Source organism: Phenylobacterium sp. Root700 (assembly GCF_001429025.1).
GTDB lineage: Bacteria > Pseudomonadota > Alphaproteobacteria > Caulobacterales > Caulobacteraceae > Phenylobacterium.
In genome coordinates this window covers 215,664-230,572 of record NZ_LMHT01000015.1, presented here as the reverse complement: position 1 = coordinate 230,572, position 14,909 = coordinate 215,664, and the positions used below count along the sequence as shown (strand labels likewise).

The window sequence follows — 14,909 nt, the reverse complement described above, 5'->3', positions numbered from 1 at the left end:
CACCGCCTCCTTCTTTCCTCCCCCGCTACGAGGAGAGGAATGCGGTTTTCGAACGGAACTCGCTGGCGTCGGCCCGATTGTCTTGTGTGGCGGCGAAGCAACACTACATCCCTGAGCGAGGTGTCGTGCTTGTATGAGGCGACGCCCCAAATCCGCCTATCCAGGGGAAAGCATGAACATCGATCTCTATTCCGACCGCGCCAAGCAGGCGATCCAGTCGGCGCAAAGCCTCGCGCTCGCCCGTAGCCATCAGCAGCTCGCGCCCGAGCATCTGCTGAAGGTGCTGCTTGAAGAAAAAGACGGCCTGTCCCGCGCCCTGATCCAGAGCGCCGGTGGACGGCCAGACGAGGCCGACAAGGCCGCCGACGCCCTGCTGGCCAAACGGCCCAAGGTCGAGGGCGGTTCTGGCCAGCTCTATATGGCGCCCGAGACCGCGCGCATCTTCGCCGAGGCCGAGGCCGGGGCGAAGGCGGCGGGCGACGCCTTCGTCACCACCGAACGCCTGCTGATCGCCATCGCCAAGGAAGGCGGCGATTCCGCACGGGTCCTGAAGGACGCCGGCGCCAACGCCGCGGCGCTGGAAGAAGCCGCCAAGGCGATGCGCAAGGGCAAGACCGCCGACAGCGCCTCGGCCGAGGAAGGCTATGACGCGCTCAAGCGCTATGCGCGCGACCTGACCCAGGCCGCCCGCGACGGCAAGCTCGACCCGGTGATCGGCCGCGACGAGGAAATTCGCCGCACGATCCAGGTGCTGTCGCGCCGCACCAAGAACAATCCCGTCCTGATCGGCGAACCCGGCGTCGGCAAGACCGCCATCGTCGAGGGCCTGGCCCTGCGCATCGTCAATGGCGATGTGCCCGAAAGCCTGAAGGACAAACAGCTCCACGCCCTGGACATGGGCTCGTTGATCGCCGGCGCGAAGTATCGCGGCGAGTTTGAGGAGCGCCTGAAGGCGGTCCTGAACGAGGTCACCCAGGCCGAAGGCTCGATCATCCTGTTCATCGACGAGATGCACACCCTGGTCGGGGCCGGGAAGACCGAGGGGGCGATGGACGCCTCCAACCTGCTCAAGCCCGCCCTGGCGCGCGGCGAGCTGCACTGCGTCGGCGCCACCACGCTGGACGAGTACCGCAAGCACGTCGAGAAGGACGCGGCCCTGGCCCGTCGCTTCCAGCCGGTGTTCGTGTCCGAACCCACGGTCGAGGACACGATCTCGATCCTGCGCGGCTTGAAGGAGAAGTACGAGGTCCACCACGGGGTCCGCATCTCCGACAGCGCCATCGTGGCCGCGGCCACCCTGTCGAACCGCTACATCGCCGACCGCTTCTTGCCTGACAAAGCCATCGACCTGATCGACGAGGCGGGCAGCCGCGTGCGGATGGCGGTCGATAGCAAGCCCGAGGAGCTCGACGAGATCGACCGCCGCGCCGTGCAGCTGAAGATCGAACGCGAGGCGCTGGCCAAGGAAACCGACGCCGCATCCCGAGCCCGGCTGGAAAAGCTGGAAGAGGAACTCGACGAGCTGGAAGGTCAGTCGGCCGAGATGACCGCCCGCTGGCGCGCGGAAAAGGAAAAGGTCGGCCAAGCCGCCCAGGCCCGCGAGGCGCTCGATCGGCTGCGCGCCGAACTGGTCACCGCCCAGCGCCGGGGCGACCTGCAGCGTGCGTCGGAGATCGCCTATGGCGAGATCCCGCAGCTTGAGCGGCGCCTGGCCGAGGAAGAAGCCGCCGCCGCCGACAACCCCGTCAGCCTGGAGGTCGTCGACGCCGAGCAGATCGCCGGCGTGGTCAGCCGCTGGACCGGCATTCCGGTCGACAAGATGCTGGAAGGCGAGCGCGAGAAGCTGCTGGCCATGGAGGACGCCCTGCGCAAGCGGGTGGTCGGCCAGGAGGAAGCGCTGGTCGCGGTGTCCGACGCCGTGCGCCGCGCGCGCGCCGGCCTGCAGGATCCCAACCGTCCGATCGGCTCGTTCCTGTTCCTCGGCCCGACCGGCGTCGGCAAGACCGAGCTGACCAAGGCCTTGGCCGGCTTCATGTTCGACGACGAGAGCGCCATCACGCGCATGGACATGAGCGAGTACATGGAGAAGCACTCGGTCAGCCGCATGATCGGCGCGCCTCCCGGCTATGTCGGCTACGACGAAGGCGGGGCGCTGACCGAGGCCGTGCGCCGCCGGCCCTATCAGGTCGTGCTGTTCGACGAGGTCGAGAAGGCGCACCCCGACGTCTTCAACGTGCTGCTGCAGGTGCTGGATGACGGGCGCCTGACCGATGGTCAGGGCCGCACGGTCGACTTCCGCAACACCATCCTGATCATGACTTCGAACCTGGGGTCCGAGTTCCTGGCCAGCCAGGGCGAGGGCGACGAGGTCGAGGAGGTTCGGCCGATGGTGATGGACGTGGTCCGCCGCCACTTCCGGCCCGAGTTCCTGAACCGGATCGACGAGATCATCCTCTTCAAGCGGCTTGGCCGCGCCGAGATGGACAACATCGTCGATATCCAGCTGCAGCGTGTCGAGAAGCTGCTGGCCGATCGGCGCATGTCGATCGTGCTGGATGCGGCCGCCAGGCATTGGATGGCCGACAAGGGCTACGACCCGGTCTATGGCGCGCGGCCTTTGAAGCGGGTCATCCAGAAGGAACTGGTCGACCCCATCGCCCGCAAGCTGCTCGCGGGCGATCTGGAGGACGGTTCGGTCATCCAGGTCGGCGCCTCGGCCGACGGCCTGGAGATCGGTCGGGCCAAGGTCCACTAACGACAAACGCCCCGGGTGATCCCCGGGGCGTTTTGCATCTGCTCGTCATCCTCCGGTCAGCCGAAGGCTGATCCGGGGGATCCAAGCTGAGTTGCAGAATGTGGATAGCCCGCTTGGGGCCCCCGGATCGTCTTGCAGACGACCGGAGGATGACGAGCGGGCGGTCTACAGATCCACGCTCACCGCGCGGCCGCCGCGGACTTCCACGCGGCGCATGACGGCGATGTCGGGACCTGTGCCGGGGGCGACCGGCTTGGCCACGGTGATCACGTACCAGGCGCCGTTGGCGAGGCCCGAGAAGCTGAACCGGCTGTTGGCGTCGCAGACCGTGCGCTTGACGAAGGCCGAGTAGTCGCCGCTGGGGGCCGAGGGGGTGCGAGCCCGCACCTCGTCGGCCGGCAGCGCCGAGCGGTCGGGCGACTTGTAGAGGATGGTCATCCGCCGCCGGGTCCACGGCGTCTCAGGCGTCAGGACCACGCCGGCGCCTTCGCAGCTGTAGCGGGCCTGGCCGGACCGGAAGACCAGGCGGCCGTCCACCCGTCCGGGGCCGGGAACCGCCGACCAGGAAAAGTCGCCCGCGCGGAACGTGTTGGCCGAGGCCGGGCCATCGGAGCCAGGCGGCGGAGGCGGCGGGGGACCCATGGTGGGCGCGCAGGCGGCGACCAGAAGCAGGGCGGCGGAGGCGGAGAGGAGGCGTATGCGTGACATGGCGTGCGCACCTTATGCGGCCGAACCCCCAGACGCCAAGCTCCTGACGGACGGTGCTTGGTAAAATGCCCGACAGTGCGCGCATCGGCGCCCGTTGACGTGCGCCGTTTCAGGGCGCTGCATGCTGACGTTGTAATCGCGGAGAACGCACGTCATGCAGAGTTCTGGATTTACGGGATCCCGCGCCGGCCGGTTCGCCATAGCGCTGGCCTGCGCCGCCGTCCTCGCCACGCCGGCGGGCGGCGGATACGCTCAGACCAGGCCAGCCGAGCCGCAGCCGGTTCAGCTGCCGTCGCCCAGCGGACCCGCGATCCAGCCGCCCCGTCCGGGCGGTCCGTCGATCCAGCCCCCGCGGCCGAGCGATCCGTCCATTCAGCCGCCACGCCCCCCGAATCCGGGTGGTCCGTCGATTCAACCGCCACGCCCTCCGTATCCGGGTGGTCCATCGATTCAGCCGCCACGTCCGCCGTATCCCAGCGATCCGTCGATTCAGCCGCCCAGGCCTCAACCTCCGCGGCCGCCGTATCCGGGCGGTCCGTACCCGCCCACGCCGCCGCAATACGGAGGTCTGACGCTCCACAGCAGCACCGGCTTTAGGGGGGCGTCCTCCCGGACGTTCATGGCCGGCGCCGCAAACCTGGCCAATTACAATTTCAACGACCGGGCGCTGTCGGTGCGCATTCCGCGCGGAACCCGCTGGCAGCTATGCCAGGACGCTCATTTCCGTGGGCGCTGTGTCACCCTGACCAGTTCGGTCAGCGACCTGCGCCGTTACGGACTGGCGCACTCGGTGTCCTCGATCCGTCGCTACTGAGGCGGACCGAGGCTTTCGCGGCGGCGGCCTAGTCGTCGCCGCGCACCTTGCCGCGTGTGGATTTTATCCCGCCGCGACGGACCTTGGCCTCCACCCGTCGCTTCTTGGCGGCGAGGGTGGGCCGGGTTTTCTTGCGCGGCGGCGGCGGGGGCCGCGCGGCCTCACGGATCAGGTCCAGCAGCCGCTCCAGCGCGTCGGCGCGGTTGCGTTCCTGGGTCCTGTGGGTCATCGCCACCAGGACCAGCACGCCGTCCTGGGTGACCTTGCGCCCGCCCAGCTTCATCAGCCGGATCGCCACGTCGTTGGGCAGGGACGGAGACGCGCGCACGTCGAAGCGCAACTCCACGGCGGTGGAGACCTTGTTGACGTTCTGACCGCCGGGACCGGCCGAGCGGATGAACCGTTCGGTCAGTTCGTCCTCGGAGAGGCTGATGGTGGGGGTGACTTCGATCACCGACTTTTCCGATATCCCTGTTTCGGCTAAGCTTAGCCCATGCGCGCCGCCATCGCCCTTATGCACGTGACCTGCCGAACCGCCCAGACCGGGCTGGTGGGAGAGGTCGTGCGCTAGGACGAAACAGCGCCCGTATTCGACACCAGCCCCGCCGGCGACGGACGGGGCTTTTTCTTTGGCTCCGTTCTCCGGCCCACCGAGAGACGACCATGAGCCAAGACGAAATACTGATCCGGGCCGCGGAACCCGACGACGTCGCCGACCTGACCGAGGCGCTGAACCAGCCGCGCGCGGTCTGGGGCACGATGCAGGTCCCGTTCACCAGCGTGGCGACGCGGCGCGAGCGCTTTCAGGTCACCTCCGCCGCACAAACCATGCTCGTCGCGGTGATCGGCGGAAAGGTCATCGGCAGCCTGGGGCTCAACCGCCTTGAGGGGCGGCGAGGCCATGCCGGGGTGATCGGCATGGCGGTTCATGACGCCTATGCGGGGCGCGGCGCCGGCACGGCCCTGATGGCGGCGGCGGTGGACCAGGCCGACCGCTGGCTGGGCCTGCGCCGGCTGGAGCTGTTCGTCTGGCCCGACAACACCCGCGCCATCGCGCTCTATGAGCGGTTCGGTTTCGAGCGCGAGGGACTGTACCGCGGCTACGCCTGGCGGGACGGGGAGTATGTCGACGCCATCTCGATGGCGCGGCTGCGTCCGTAGGCGTCCTCGCGCCGGCCGCTCTGCAGATCGTCATCCTCGACCGAAGCGTAGCGGAGTGTCGGGGATCTATAGACGCCAGTCTCTGGCGAGAAGCCCCGGACGTCCGCGTCTATGGATGGCCGGGACAAAGCCCGGCCATGACGAGCTTAGATGGGGGAGGGCGTTTCTAGTCGGCGCCGCAGGCCGAGCAGCGGCCGCGGGCTTCCAGGGTGATGGTCGAGATCTGGTAGCCCGCCTTCGCGGCGGCGGCGAGTTGGGCGGTGAAGTCCGGCTCGAACTCCTCGGCCGCGCCGCAGCAGTCGCAGATCAGGAAGGCGGCGCGGTGGCTCTGGCCGTCGATGCGGCAAGGCACATAGGCGTTCAGGCTCTCGATCCGGTGGGCGAAGCCCAGCCGTTCCAGGAATTCCAGCGCCCGATAGACGGTCGGCGGCTTGGCCGGTTCTCCGTGCGCGCCGAAGGCGGCGATCAGGTCATAGGCCTTCTGCGGAGCGTTGGACTCCAGCAGCAGCTCCAGCACCCGGCGGCGCGGGGTGGTCAGCCGCTCCTGGGTGGCGACGCAACGGCTTTCGGCCGCGCCCAGGGCGTGGCTCAGCGCCGAGCCCTTGAGGCCCGGATGCACGCCGTCCGGATGATGACATTCGGCTCCCATGTCCCTTGGCTACCCGCCTCTTGGCTGCTCGGCAAGCACGGGGCGCTTGACGGATGGTTATGTTATCTCATAACAGAAGGTGTTATTTCGTAACGGGGCGGGGCGATTTCAAGCCTTGGGCCTGTTTTCTGCTTGAGGCGTCGCCCATGACCAAGACCCACCTCCTCGCCGCCAGCGGCATTGCGGCCCTGATGGCCACCCCGGCCTGGGCCGACGTGACGAAGGAGGTGTCGGAGGTCGTGGTCACCGCTGCGCCCTATGTCGTCTCGATGGACTCCTCGACCACCAGCGTCGAGGTGCTGAAGCGCGACGATCTGGACACCGCGCCGGCCGCGGGCTTGGGCGACGTGCTGTCGGGTTTGCCAGGCGTGCGCTCCACCTTCTTTGGCCCGGGCGCCAGCCGACCGGTGATCCGGGGCCTGGCCGGGCCGCGTGTTCTGGTCCTGACCAACGGCGTCGGCATGATCGACGCCTCGGCCCTGTCGCCCGACCACCAGGTGGCGACCGACCCGCAGGAAGCCGAGCGGATCGAGGTGCTGCGCGGGCCTTCGGCCCTGGCCTATGGTGGCTCGGCCATCGGCGGCATCGTCAACATCATCGACGACCGGATCCCCCATCAGGTGGTCGACGGCGTCCACGGCCGGATGCTGGTCTCGGGGTCCAGCGGTGATGACGGGAAGATGGCCTCGGCGGCCTTCAAGGCCGGCGTCGGCAACTGGGTGCTCAGCCTCGACGGCTTGCGCCGCACCAGCGAGGACTACACCGTCCCCGTGGCCCAGATGTCCCGGCGGTTGGCGGCTGAAGAGGGCCTGCCCGAGCCCAGCCTCTCGGAGACCAAGGTCGCCAACAGCGCCGTCGAGCTCACGGCCTATGGCGCGGGGGTGTCCTATGTCGGCAGCCAGGGCTTTGGCGGGCTATCGATCAAGAAGACCGACACCACCTACGGCATCGCCGCCGAGGAGGACGTCACCATCGGGCTGAAACAGACCCGTGTGGATGGCCAGGGCGAGCTGAACCTCGATCTCGGGCCGTTCGACAAGATCAAGTTCTCGGCCGGCTGGGCCGACTACAAGCATACCGAGTTCGAGGGCGACGAGGTCGGCACCACCTTCCTGTCGGACGGTTGGGAAGGCCGGCTGGAACTGGTTCAACCTGACCGTGGCGGCTGGCAGGGCGCGGTGGGCGTCCAGGCCCTACAGCGCAACTTCGACGCCATCGGCGAAGAGGCCCTGATCCCCAAGACCAAGATCACCGAGCAGGGGATCTTCACCCTGCAGCGGCTGGACAAGGACAAGTGGGGCGTCGAGGGCGGCCTGCGTCTCGATCAGCGTAAGCTCGACAGCGAGATCGCCGAGCGGAAGTTCACCAACATCTCGGCGTCGATCGGCGCCTTCCTGCGTCCTGCCGAAGGCTGGTTCCTGGGGCTGAGCGGCTCGCGCACCAGCCGCGCCCCGACCGAGGAGGAGCTGTTCTCCGAGGGCGCGCACCCAGCGACCCAGCAGTTCGAGGTCGGCGACGCCGATCTCAATGAAGAGATCTCTTATTCGCTGGACGCCACCGTGCACTATGCGGACGGGCCCTGGTCGATCGATCTCCACGCCTTCGCGGTGAAGTACGACGGCTTCGTCGACCTGCGGGCGACCGGCGCGGTGGACGCGGACTCCGGTTTCCGCATCTACCATTTCGTGCAGACCGACGCGAAGTTCTACGGCGGTGAGATGGAGGCCTCCTACCGCCTGTGGCAGGACGGCGATCGCAGCTTCACCCTGGAAGGCTCGGCCGACTATGTGCGCGGCGAGACCGATCTGGGCGTGCCGGCCCGCATTCCCCCGTGGTCGGTGACCGGCCGGGCGGTCTTCGACGCCGGCTGGTGGACGGGCAAACTGGAGCTGCGCCGGGTGGCCGAGCAGGACCGCGTCGCCGAATTCGAGCTGCCCACCGACAGCTACATGATGCTGAACGCCTCGCTCAGCGCCACGCCGTTCGCTGATAAGAATCTGAAGCTGTTCGCCGAGGCGCGGAACATCAACGACACCGAAGCGCGGGAACACGCCTCGTTCCTGAAGGAACTGGCGCCGCTGCCAGGCCGCAGCTTCCGGGTCGGCGCTGGCTACAAGTTCTAAGCCACAAAAAATCCCTCCCCGCGGCGGGGAGGGATTTGAATGTCTTCGGCCTTGGGGCGGGGAAGCGCAAAGCTCCCCGCCCTTTTTGCTGGGCCTTAGGCTTCTTCGGTCTCGTTCGGCGGAGCGCCTTCGCCACCCTCGAAGCTGCGCGGAGCGCGGCGACGGCGGGCCTTGGGCTTTTCTTCGCCTTCAGCGGTGGGCGCGACCTCGGCCTTGGGGGCGCGGGGCGCACGCGGAGCCTTCAGGAAGGCCGGGGCGTGGCTTTCGCCGCCGTCCTCGTCGCGCAGAACCGGGGAGGGACGCTCTTCGCTGGCGACCAGCGGCGAGGCCTTCGGTTCGACCACGGCCAGCGGATCACGCTCGGGGCGGTCTTCGCGGTCGCGGCGGTTTTCGAAACGCTCACCGCGCGGCGGACGGTCATCGCGTTCGCGGCGGTCGTCACGGTCGGCCCGGGGGCGGTCGTCGCGCTGGCGATCCTCGCGAGGACGATCCTCACGCGGCCGGTCGTCACGGGGACGCTCGTCGCGGGGGCGATCCTCACGCGGGCGCTCATCGCGGGGTCTGTCGTCGCGAGGGCGATCGTCACGGGGACGGTCGTCACGGGCGTCGCGTTGGCCCTGTTGGCCGCCTTGCTGGCTTTGTTGGCCTTGCTGGCCGTCACGCGGACGATCGTCGCGATCACGCCAACGGTCGCGGCCGCGGCCTTCGAAGCGATCATTGCGATCATTGCGGTCGTTGCGGGGACGGTCGTCGCGTTGCCCGCCGCCCTGGCCGCCGCCTTGGCGATCTTCACGCGGCCGGTCGTCACGGGGACGCTCGTCGCGCCAACGCTCGGCGCGCGGCTGTTGGCCCTCGCCTTCGTTGTTGTCGGAGTAGGCCTCGCCCGAGGCCTCGGCTTCAGCCGCGGCCGCCGCCTGGGCGCCGCTCTCGTCCTCGAAATCGATCTCGAAGCCGCTGAGGTTCTCGCGGCCGATGATCTCGGCCGCGGGTTTGGTCGGCTGCATGGCGCGCACGACGCGGAAATAGTGTTCGGCGTGCTGCAGGTAACCCTCGGCGAGCACCCGGTCACCGGCCGACGACGCGTCGCGGGCCAGCTGCTGGTACTTCTCGAAAACGTGCTGGGCGTTGCCGCGCACCTTAACGCCGTCGGGACCGTTCGAATCGAACGACCGGTTCGCGTTTTGCTGCTGCGGTTTGCCGCCACCGCCGCCGCCACGATTGCGGCCGCGCTGGCGCTTCATACCCTTGAAATCTCTCATTCTTTGTGTCCGCCGCCGCTTCGGTCTCGCCGGTAAGCGCGCGGTCTATCCTCTCGCCTTGGTCGGGCCAATCGCCCGTAAGTCCATGTTGAAGACGTAAGTGTTCCCCGTCGTCCGCCCGGACCTTGAGGCGCGAGACACGCTTGGCCTGCGCGCCTGCCGGGCCGGCTGATCATCCTGATTTACAGGGCGACCAAAACCTCTAGCACCGGCGAATTGGGTGGAGACAGGACAAAGACTTAGCGATTCAGTCGCCGGTTTCCAAGGGGTTTTTCACACCGACCACAACGCGGTCATGGGTCGACAAGTCCTTGATGGTCCAGACGTCGTCGGCGCCGGCCTCGTTGAACAGGGCCTCGACCGCATCCTTCTGATCGTAGCCGATCTCCACGGCGAACATGCCGCCCGGTTTCAGCACCCGCAGGATCTCCGGGGCCAAGTGGCGATAGGCGTCCAGGCCGTCGGTCCCGCCGTCGAGCGCCAGGCGCGGCTCGTGATCCTTCACCTCCGGCTCGAGGGTCTCGATGACCTCGCTGGCGATATAGGGCGGGTTGGAGACGACGATGTCGAAGCTGGCGTCGGCCAGGCCCTCGGTCCAATTGCCGCGGGCGAAGGCGATCTGGTTGGCCAGCCCCAAGTTGGCGGCGTTCTCGCGGGCCACGGCCAGGGCTTCGTCGGAGATGTCGGTCGCCAGGCCCTTGGCCTTCGGCCGCTCGGCCAGGATCGACAGGACGATGGCGCCGGACCCGACGCCCAGGTCCAGGATCTGGAAGGCGGCCGCCTCGTCGGGGAATTTCTTCAGCACGTAGTCGACGATCACCTCGGTGTCGGGGCGGGGCGTCAGCACGTCGGGCGTCACCGACAGCATGATCTTCCAGAAGCCCTTGCGGCCCAGGATGTGGCTGACCGGCTGACGGGCCTCGCGGCGCGACAGATAGTCGCCGAGGCGTTCTTCCTGCTCCGGCGTCAGCGCCCGGTAGGGATCGGTGACGATATCGGCGCGGGTGGCGTCGGCGGCGGCTTCCACCAACAGGCGGGCGTCGATGACCGGGCCGGCGAGCCCGGCGGCTTCCAGCCTGCTCTTGGCTGTTTGCCAGGCTTGCAGCAGGGTCAGGCTCATTCGGCGGGCTCCATCGACGGCTCGGTGCAGGCGTCGCCGACTGCGATCCGTCCAGAATCGGTAACGTGGACATAGATGCCCAGGTTCATGTGGCCGTAGTTGTCGAACAGGGCCTTTACAACATCCATGTCGCGTTCGGCGGTGACCGGATCCACGTGGGTCGCGGCGCAGCGGACGATAGGCTTGAACACCTTGGCGCGGGCGAAGCCGAGCATCAGCTCGCGGCCGCTCCACTCGTTCTCGGCCCAGGCGGGCCAACCCTCGACCAGGACGTTGCCGCGGAACCGCAAGGGGTCGACGGGGCGGCCGATCTTGGCTTCCAGGTCGCGGACGCTGGCCAGGTTGACGATCGAGACATGACCCAGCGGGTGGTCCATGAACCGGTGCCCGTCGGCCGAGACGACCCGCAGGGGACCGCTCGCCTCCTCGCCCAGCAGTTGCGCCAGCCAGGCCGCGAAGGCCTCGCGGCCTGGGTCCTGGGAGAGCACGCCGGAAAAGTCGGCTTGCCCAGGCGCGGTCGCCGTCAGGGTGGCGCTGGCCTCGTCATAGGCGGTGCGGGCCTTGGCGACCTCGGGGATCGCGGCCAGGACGGTGAACTTCTGCTTTGAGATGAAGCCGGGCGCGGCCGGATCAAAGCCCGATGGGCCGTTCTCGACGGCGAACATCCGGTCGCAGGGGAACGGACCGCCGACGGTCAGGTCGGCGAAATTCAGCCGCTCGGGCGTGAAGCCCTTCACGGGGTGACGATAGAGCGCAGCGATGTGGCCGGTCATGGTCCCTGGTACCTGCAAGCTCGAGGGCGGGACAAGCAGCTTATGTCCTGATAGGCGGCGCGGCGAGCCCGAGGGGGCGTCGTTCGGCTTTGCGCGCTACAACCACCGGAACGGGCGCCGATCTGGCGGGTTTTTGAAGCTCGGTTTGAGGTGTGCGAAGCGTGCGACGACCAGAGATTTCACTACGGTCGATCAAGTCGGGGCTTCGCGTGGCAGGGCCGATCCTCCTGCGTGCGGCGCCCTGGGTTGGGCTGGTCGCCATGACCGAGCTCTGGCGGCGCAGCGTCATGAAGCCCAAGCCTGGCCTCAGCGTGCAGGCCGAGGCGACGCCGGAGGCCTTCGATATCGCCGAGCCCGGCCGCGGCCGGCTGGCCCACGGCCCGCATCGGATTCCACCGATCGGCTGGAAGGACATTCTCTGGCGAACCTATCAGGAGATCGGTCGCGACCGGCTGCCCGCGGTCGCCGGGGGCGTCACCTTCTACACCCTGCTGGCGCTGTTTCCGGCCATCGGGGTGTTCGTCTCGCTCTACGGGATCTTCGCCGATGTGGGCGCGGTCCAGAAGCAGCTGGCGGAGATGGCCACGGTGTTCCCCGAGGAGGTGGTCGGGATCGTGGGCGACCAGATGATGCGGTTGGCCAGCCGGCCTCAAGCCACGTTGTCGGTGGCCTTTCTGATCAGCCTGCTGCTGTCGGTCTGGTCGGCCAACGCCGGGATGAAGGCGCTCTTCGATGGTCTGAACATCGCCTACGACGAGGCCGAAAAGCGTCACTTCGTGCGGCGCACCGCCCTGACCTACGGCTTCACCTTCGGCGCGCTGGTGTTCCTGGTGGTGATGAGCGCCATCCTGGTGGCCACGCCCCTGGTCTTCGAGCGGCTAGGCCTGCACGAACTGGCGAGCATCTGGATCCCTTTGCGGTGGCTGGTGCTGCTGCTGATGGCGGCGGCCGCCTTTTCGATGATCTATCGGCTGGCCCCTTGCCGGGCCAGGGCGCGCTGGCGGTGGGTCTCGGTCGGCGGCGTGATGGCGGCGTGCTTCTGGCTGGGCGGGTCGCTGGGCTTTTCCTGGTACGTCAACAACGTCGCCCACTTCGACGTGACCTATGGCTCGCTGGGGGCGGTGATCGGATTCATGATGTGGATCTGGTTTTCGGTGATGGTCGTGCTGCTCGGCGCCGAGCTGAACGCAGAGATCGAGCACCAGACGGCGCTGGACACCACGATCGGTCCGGCGGCCCCGATGGGCGAGCGTGGCGCGGCGATGGCCGACACCGTGGGCCTGGCCTTCCATCTGGACATTTCCAGGATCAAGGAGCGGGCGGTCGACGACGGCCGCCGTCAGGCCGAGCGCGTCCGCAGGGCGCTCCGGCGTTAAAGCGCGCTGCGCTCTAGGTCTTTGCTTTGTCGCGCTTTCTGGCGTCGATCCGGCGTTCACTTCGCCGGAAAGCGCTCTAGTTGTACTCGTCTTCCAGCGCCGAGAGGCGGGCGGCCTGGTCTTCGGCGATCAGCGGATTGATCACGTCGTCCAGCCCTTCGCCCTCGATGACCTTGGCCAGATTGTAGAGCGTCAGGTTGATCCGGTGATCGGTCACCCGGCCTTGCGGGAAGTTGTAGGTGCGGATGCGTTCGGAGCGATCGCCCGAGCCGACCTGGTTCTTGCGGGCGTCGGCGCGGGCGCTGTCGAGGGCTTCGCGCTGCTGGTCATAGAGCCTGGCCTGCAGGACCTTCATGGCCCGCGCCCGGTTCTGGTGCTGCGACTTTTCCGACGAGGTGACCACGATCCCGGTGGGAAGGTGGGTGATGCGCACGGCGGAGTCGGTCTTGTTGACGTGCTGGCCGCCGGCCCCGGACGAGCGGTAGGTGTCGATCCGCAGGTCCTGGTCGCGGATCTCGATCTCGACGTTCTCGACCTCGGGCAGCACCGCGACGGTGGCGGCCGAGGTGTGGATGCGGCCGCCGGCTTCGGTCTCGGGCACGCGCTGCACCCGGTGGACGCCGCTCTCGAATTTCAGCCGGCCGAACACGCCGTCGCCGGTGATCGAGGCGATGATTTCCTTGTAGCCGCCGACTTCGCCCTCGGAGATCGAGTCGATCTCGACGCGCCAGCCGCGGGTCTGGGCGTAGCGCTGGTACATGCGGAACAGGTCGCCGGCGAACAGGGCGGCCTCGTCGCCGCCGGTGCCGGCGCGGACTTCCAGGATCGCCGAGGCGTTCTCGTCCTTGTCCTTGGGCGCGAGCAGCAGGGCGACCTCGTGCTCGAGGCCGGGCAGCCGGTCGTTCAGCGCCTGCAGTTCGTCCTGCGCCATGGCCGCCATCTCCGGATCACCGGCCTTGGCCATCTCTTCGAGCTCGGGCAGTTCGTCGCGCGCGCGGGCCACCGCCATGACGGCGTCGGCCACCGGCTTCAACTCGGCGTGTTCCTTGGACAGGCGAACGATTTCCGCCCCGTCCGTGGCCGCGCCCATGCGCGCCTCGATCTCGCGGAAGCGGTCTAGGACCTGATCCAGTCTGGCCTGGGGAAGACGCACGGTATTCCAGTCACGGGTGAATGTGGGGACGCCTCTCTAGCGGTCCCGAGCGCCGTTGCCAAACGCCCAGACGCGCAACGAAAAAGGCCCCCTCCGCGAGGAGGGGGCCCTTCATCATCGCTTTCGCGAGGTATCTTAGACGCGAACGCCGGTCAGCGGGGCGTTGCCGAAGGCGCCCAGCTTCACGTTGCCGGTCATGGCGTCGCCGGCCACGGTGGCGGAGAACTCCAGCGTCATCGGCATCGGTTGGCTGATCGCGCTCGACCAGGTCAGGGTGTCGCCGGCGACCTTACCCTCGATGGTTTGCTCGCCCATCCGGCCGCTGGTCGTGCCGGTGAAGGTGTCGCCGCTGGTGGTGATCGAAGCCTCGACCTCTTGAGCGCCCATCGGCGATTGAATGGTGATCTTCCAGTTGCCGTCTGCGGACATCGTGTTTCTCCCTGGTTTTGGATGCGCACCTAACCAAGGGTATGCGAAGGACGCAAGAGGTGACGGGGGCGTCATCTTTGACAAAGTTCAATTTGAAATCGAGGCGGTCGGCCCCTCAGGACGGCGTCGGCTCTTCGCCTAGGCCAAAGCCGACCAAGCGCAGGGCGCTGACCAGGCCGATGATGCGGTCATAGACCTCGTTAGCCGCGTCCATCATCTCGGGCGAGGTGAACACCGCTCTCGGGGCGGCGAGGCCGCCGGGAACGCGTTCGATCCAGCCATCCTCGAGGAACGCCTTCACGTAGCGATCGACCATGTCGCGCGGCGCGCCCAGGGCGCGTTGCAACTGGTCGTCGGTGATCGGGGTGATGGTGCTGTCGGGGGCGATGTCGCGCAGGCCGGCATAGCGGGGATCGCCGATCAGATGCTCGCCGTTGGCGCTCCAGATGGTGGTGAAGACCATCAGGGCGAACATGTCGCCATTGTGCAGCTTTGCGAGCGAGCGCTGCGCCTTGAGCACTTCAAAGACGACGGCGCGGAGCACGGCGCGGCGGTTGTCGGTTCCAGGAGGCGGCGGGCTACTCACAGA

General features: G+C 67.9%; 14 protein-coding genes. 5 read left to right on the top strand and 9 right to left on the bottom strand.

What is annotated here, in order from left to right; genetic code table 11:
* The first annotated feature begins 172 nt into the window (after positions 1–172).
* Positions 173–2,755 carry an ATP-dependent chaperone ClpB gene (clpB, locus tag ASE02_RS10660; protein ID WP_056733952.1) on the top strand — a complete coding sequence of 861 codons (2,583 nt, stop codon included), beginning with the start codon at positions 173–175 and terminating at the stop codon, positions 2,753–2,755.
* A gap of 165 nt (positions 2,756–2,920) precedes the next feature.
* On the opposite strand, the gene ASE02_RS10655 is transcribed toward clpB, so the two are convergent.
* Positions 2,921–3,463 carry a hypothetical protein gene (locus tag ASE02_RS10655; protein ID WP_056733950.1) on the bottom strand — a complete coding sequence of 181 codons (543 nt, stop codon included), beginning with the start codon at positions 3,461–3,463 and terminating at the stop codon, positions 2,921–2,923.
* Between the two features lie 154 nt (positions 3,464–3,617).
* Between ASE02_RS10655 and ASE02_RS23165 the strand changes: the two genes are divergently transcribed.
* Positions 3,618–4,277, top strand: a complete 660-nt coding sequence (locus ASE02_RS23165) for a beta/gamma crystallin-related protein (protein WP_082601999.1) — start codon at positions 3,618–3,620, stop codon at positions 4,275–4,277.
* 28 nt (positions 4,278–4,305) lie between these two features.
* Here the strand turns inward: ASE02_RS23165 and arfB are convergent, their stop codons facing one another.
* Positions 4,306–4,731, bottom strand: coding sequence for an alternative ribosome rescue aminoacyl-tRNA hydrolase ArfB (gene arfB / locus ASE02_RS10645; protein ID WP_056733946.1), 426 nt, complete (start codon positions 4,729–4,731; stop codon positions 4,306–4,308).
* Positions 4,732–4,940: 209 nt separating this feature from the next.
* Between arfB and ASE02_RS10640 the strand changes: the two genes are divergently transcribed.
* Entirely contained in the window at positions 4,941–5,438 is a 498-nt protein-coding gene (locus ASE02_RS10640; RefSeq protein WP_056733944.1) for a GNAT family N-acetyltransferase, read from the top strand.
* A 166-nt stretch (positions 5,439–5,604) separates the two neighbouring features.
* On the opposite strand, the gene ASE02_RS10635 is transcribed toward ASE02_RS10640, so the two are convergent.
* Positions 5,605–6,087 carry a Fur family transcriptional regulator gene (locus ASE02_RS10635; protein WP_056733942.1) on the bottom strand — a complete coding sequence of 161 codons (483 nt, stop codon included), beginning with the start codon at positions 6,085–6,087 and terminating at the stop codon, positions 5,605–5,607.
* Positions 6,088–6,233: 146 nt separating this feature from the next.
* Here ASE02_RS10635 and ASE02_RS10630 point away from each other — a divergent pair, with 146 nt between their 5' ends.
* On the top strand, positions 6,234–8,210 hold the full coding sequence (locus ASE02_RS10630) for a TonB-dependent receptor (RefSeq protein WP_056733940.1): 1,977 nt from the start codon (positions 6,234–6,236) through the stop codon (positions 8,208–8,210).
* Positions 8,211–8,305: 95 nt separating this feature from the next.
* On the opposite strand, the gene ASE02_RS10625 is transcribed toward ASE02_RS10630, so the two are convergent.
* The 3 genes from ASE02_RS10625 to ASE02_RS10615 form a co-directional block, all read right to left on the bottom strand.
* Positions 8,306–9,469 carry a DUF4167 domain-containing protein gene (locus ASE02_RS10625; protein WP_056733938.1) on the bottom strand — a complete coding sequence of 388 codons (1,164 nt, stop codon included), beginning with the start codon at positions 9,467–9,469 and terminating at the stop codon, positions 8,306–8,308.
* 247 nt (positions 9,470–9,716) lie between these two features.
* Positions 9,717–10,589 carry a peptide chain release factor N(5)-glutamine methyltransferase gene (gene prmC / locus ASE02_RS10620; protein ID WP_056733936.1) on the bottom strand — a complete coding sequence of 291 codons (873 nt, stop codon included), beginning with the start codon at positions 10,587–10,589 and terminating at the stop codon, positions 9,717–9,719.
* On the bottom strand, positions 10,586–11,362 hold the full coding sequence (locus tag ASE02_RS10615; protein WP_056733933.1) for an MOSC domain-containing protein: 777 nt from the start codon (positions 11,360–11,362) through the stop codon (positions 10,586–10,588). Before ASE02_RS10615 ends, prmC begins: the two co-directional genes overlap by 4 nt.
* Before the next feature lie 260 nt (positions 11,363–11,622).
* Between ASE02_RS10615 and ASE02_RS10610 the strand changes: the two genes are divergently transcribed.
* A complete protein-coding gene (locus ASE02_RS10610; protein ID WP_082601998.1) occupies positions 11,623–12,738 on the top strand; it encodes a YihY/virulence factor BrkB family protein in 1,116 nt (371 codons plus the stop codon).
* 76 nt (positions 12,739–12,814) lie between these two features.
* Here the strand turns inward: ASE02_RS10610 and prfA are convergent, their stop codons facing one another.
* The 3 genes from prfA to ASE02_RS10595 all read right to left on the bottom strand — a co-directional run bounded on the left by prfA (position 12,815) and on the right by ASE02_RS10595 (position 14,906).
* Positions 12,815–13,891, bottom strand: coding sequence for a peptide chain release factor 1 (gene prfA, locus ASE02_RS10605; protein WP_082601997.1), 1,077 nt, complete (start codon positions 13,889–13,891; stop codon positions 12,815–12,817).
* A gap of 135 nt (positions 13,892–14,026) precedes the next feature.
* Positions 14,027–14,320 (bottom strand): hypothetical protein, encoded by a 294-nt coding sequence (locus ASE02_RS10600; RefSeq protein ID WP_056733930.1) that lies wholly within the window; start codon positions 14,318–14,320, stop codon positions 14,027–14,029.
* A 115-nt stretch (positions 14,321–14,435) separates the two neighbouring features.
* Positions 14,436–14,906, bottom strand: a complete 471-nt coding sequence (locus tag ASE02_RS10595) for a hypothetical protein (protein WP_156406006.1) — start codon at positions 14,904–14,906, stop codon at positions 14,436–14,438.
* Between the last annotated feature and the right edge of the window lie 3 nt (positions 14,907–14,909).

What these genes read in the sequence shown, in the direction of transcription:
- clpB (WP_056733952.1), top strand. Translation starts at nt 173, where the DNA reads ATGAACATCGATCTCTATTCCGACCGCGCCAAGCAGGCGATCCAGTCG.
- ASE02_RS10655 (WP_056733950.1), bottom strand. Translation starts at nt 3,463, where the DNA reads ATGTCACGCATACGCCTCCTCTCCGCCTCCGCCGCCCTGCTTCTGGTC.
- ASE02_RS23165 (WP_082601999.1), top strand. Translation starts at nt 3,618, where the DNA reads ATGCAGAGTTCTGGATTTACGGGATCCCGCGCCGGCCGGTTCGCCATA.
- ASE02_RS10640 (WP_056733944.1), top strand. Translation starts at nt 4,941, where the DNA reads ATGAGCCAAGACGAAATACTGATCCGGGCCGCGGAACCCGACGACGTC.
- ASE02_RS10635 (WP_056733942.1), bottom strand. Translation starts at nt 6,087, where the DNA reads ATGGGAGCCGAATGTCATCATCCGGACGGCGTGCATCCGGGCCTCAAG.
- ASE02_RS10630 (WP_056733940.1), top strand. Translation starts at nt 6,234, where the DNA reads ATGACCAAGACCCACCTCCTCGCCGCCAGCGGCATTGCGGCCCTGATG.
- ASE02_RS10625 (WP_056733938.1), bottom strand. Translation starts at nt 9,469, where the DNA reads ATGAGAGATTTCAAGGGTATGAAGCGCCAGCGCGGCCGCAATCGTGGC.
- prmC (WP_056733936.1), bottom strand. Translation starts at nt 10,589, where the DNA reads ATGAGCCTGACCCTGCTGCAAGCCTGGCAAACAGCCAAGAGCAGGCTG.
- ASE02_RS10615 (WP_056733933.1), bottom strand. Translation starts at nt 11,362, where the DNA reads ATGACCGGCCACATCGCTGCGCTCTATCGTCACCCCGTGAAGGGCTTC.
- ASE02_RS10610 (WP_082601998.1), top strand. Translation starts at nt 11,623, where the DNA reads ATGACCGAGCTCTGGCGGCGCAGCGTCATGAAGCCCAAGCCTGGCCTC.
- ASE02_RS10600 (WP_056733930.1), bottom strand. Translation starts at nt 14,320, where the DNA reads ATGTCCGCAGACGGCAACTGGAAGATCACCATTCAATCGCCGATGGGC.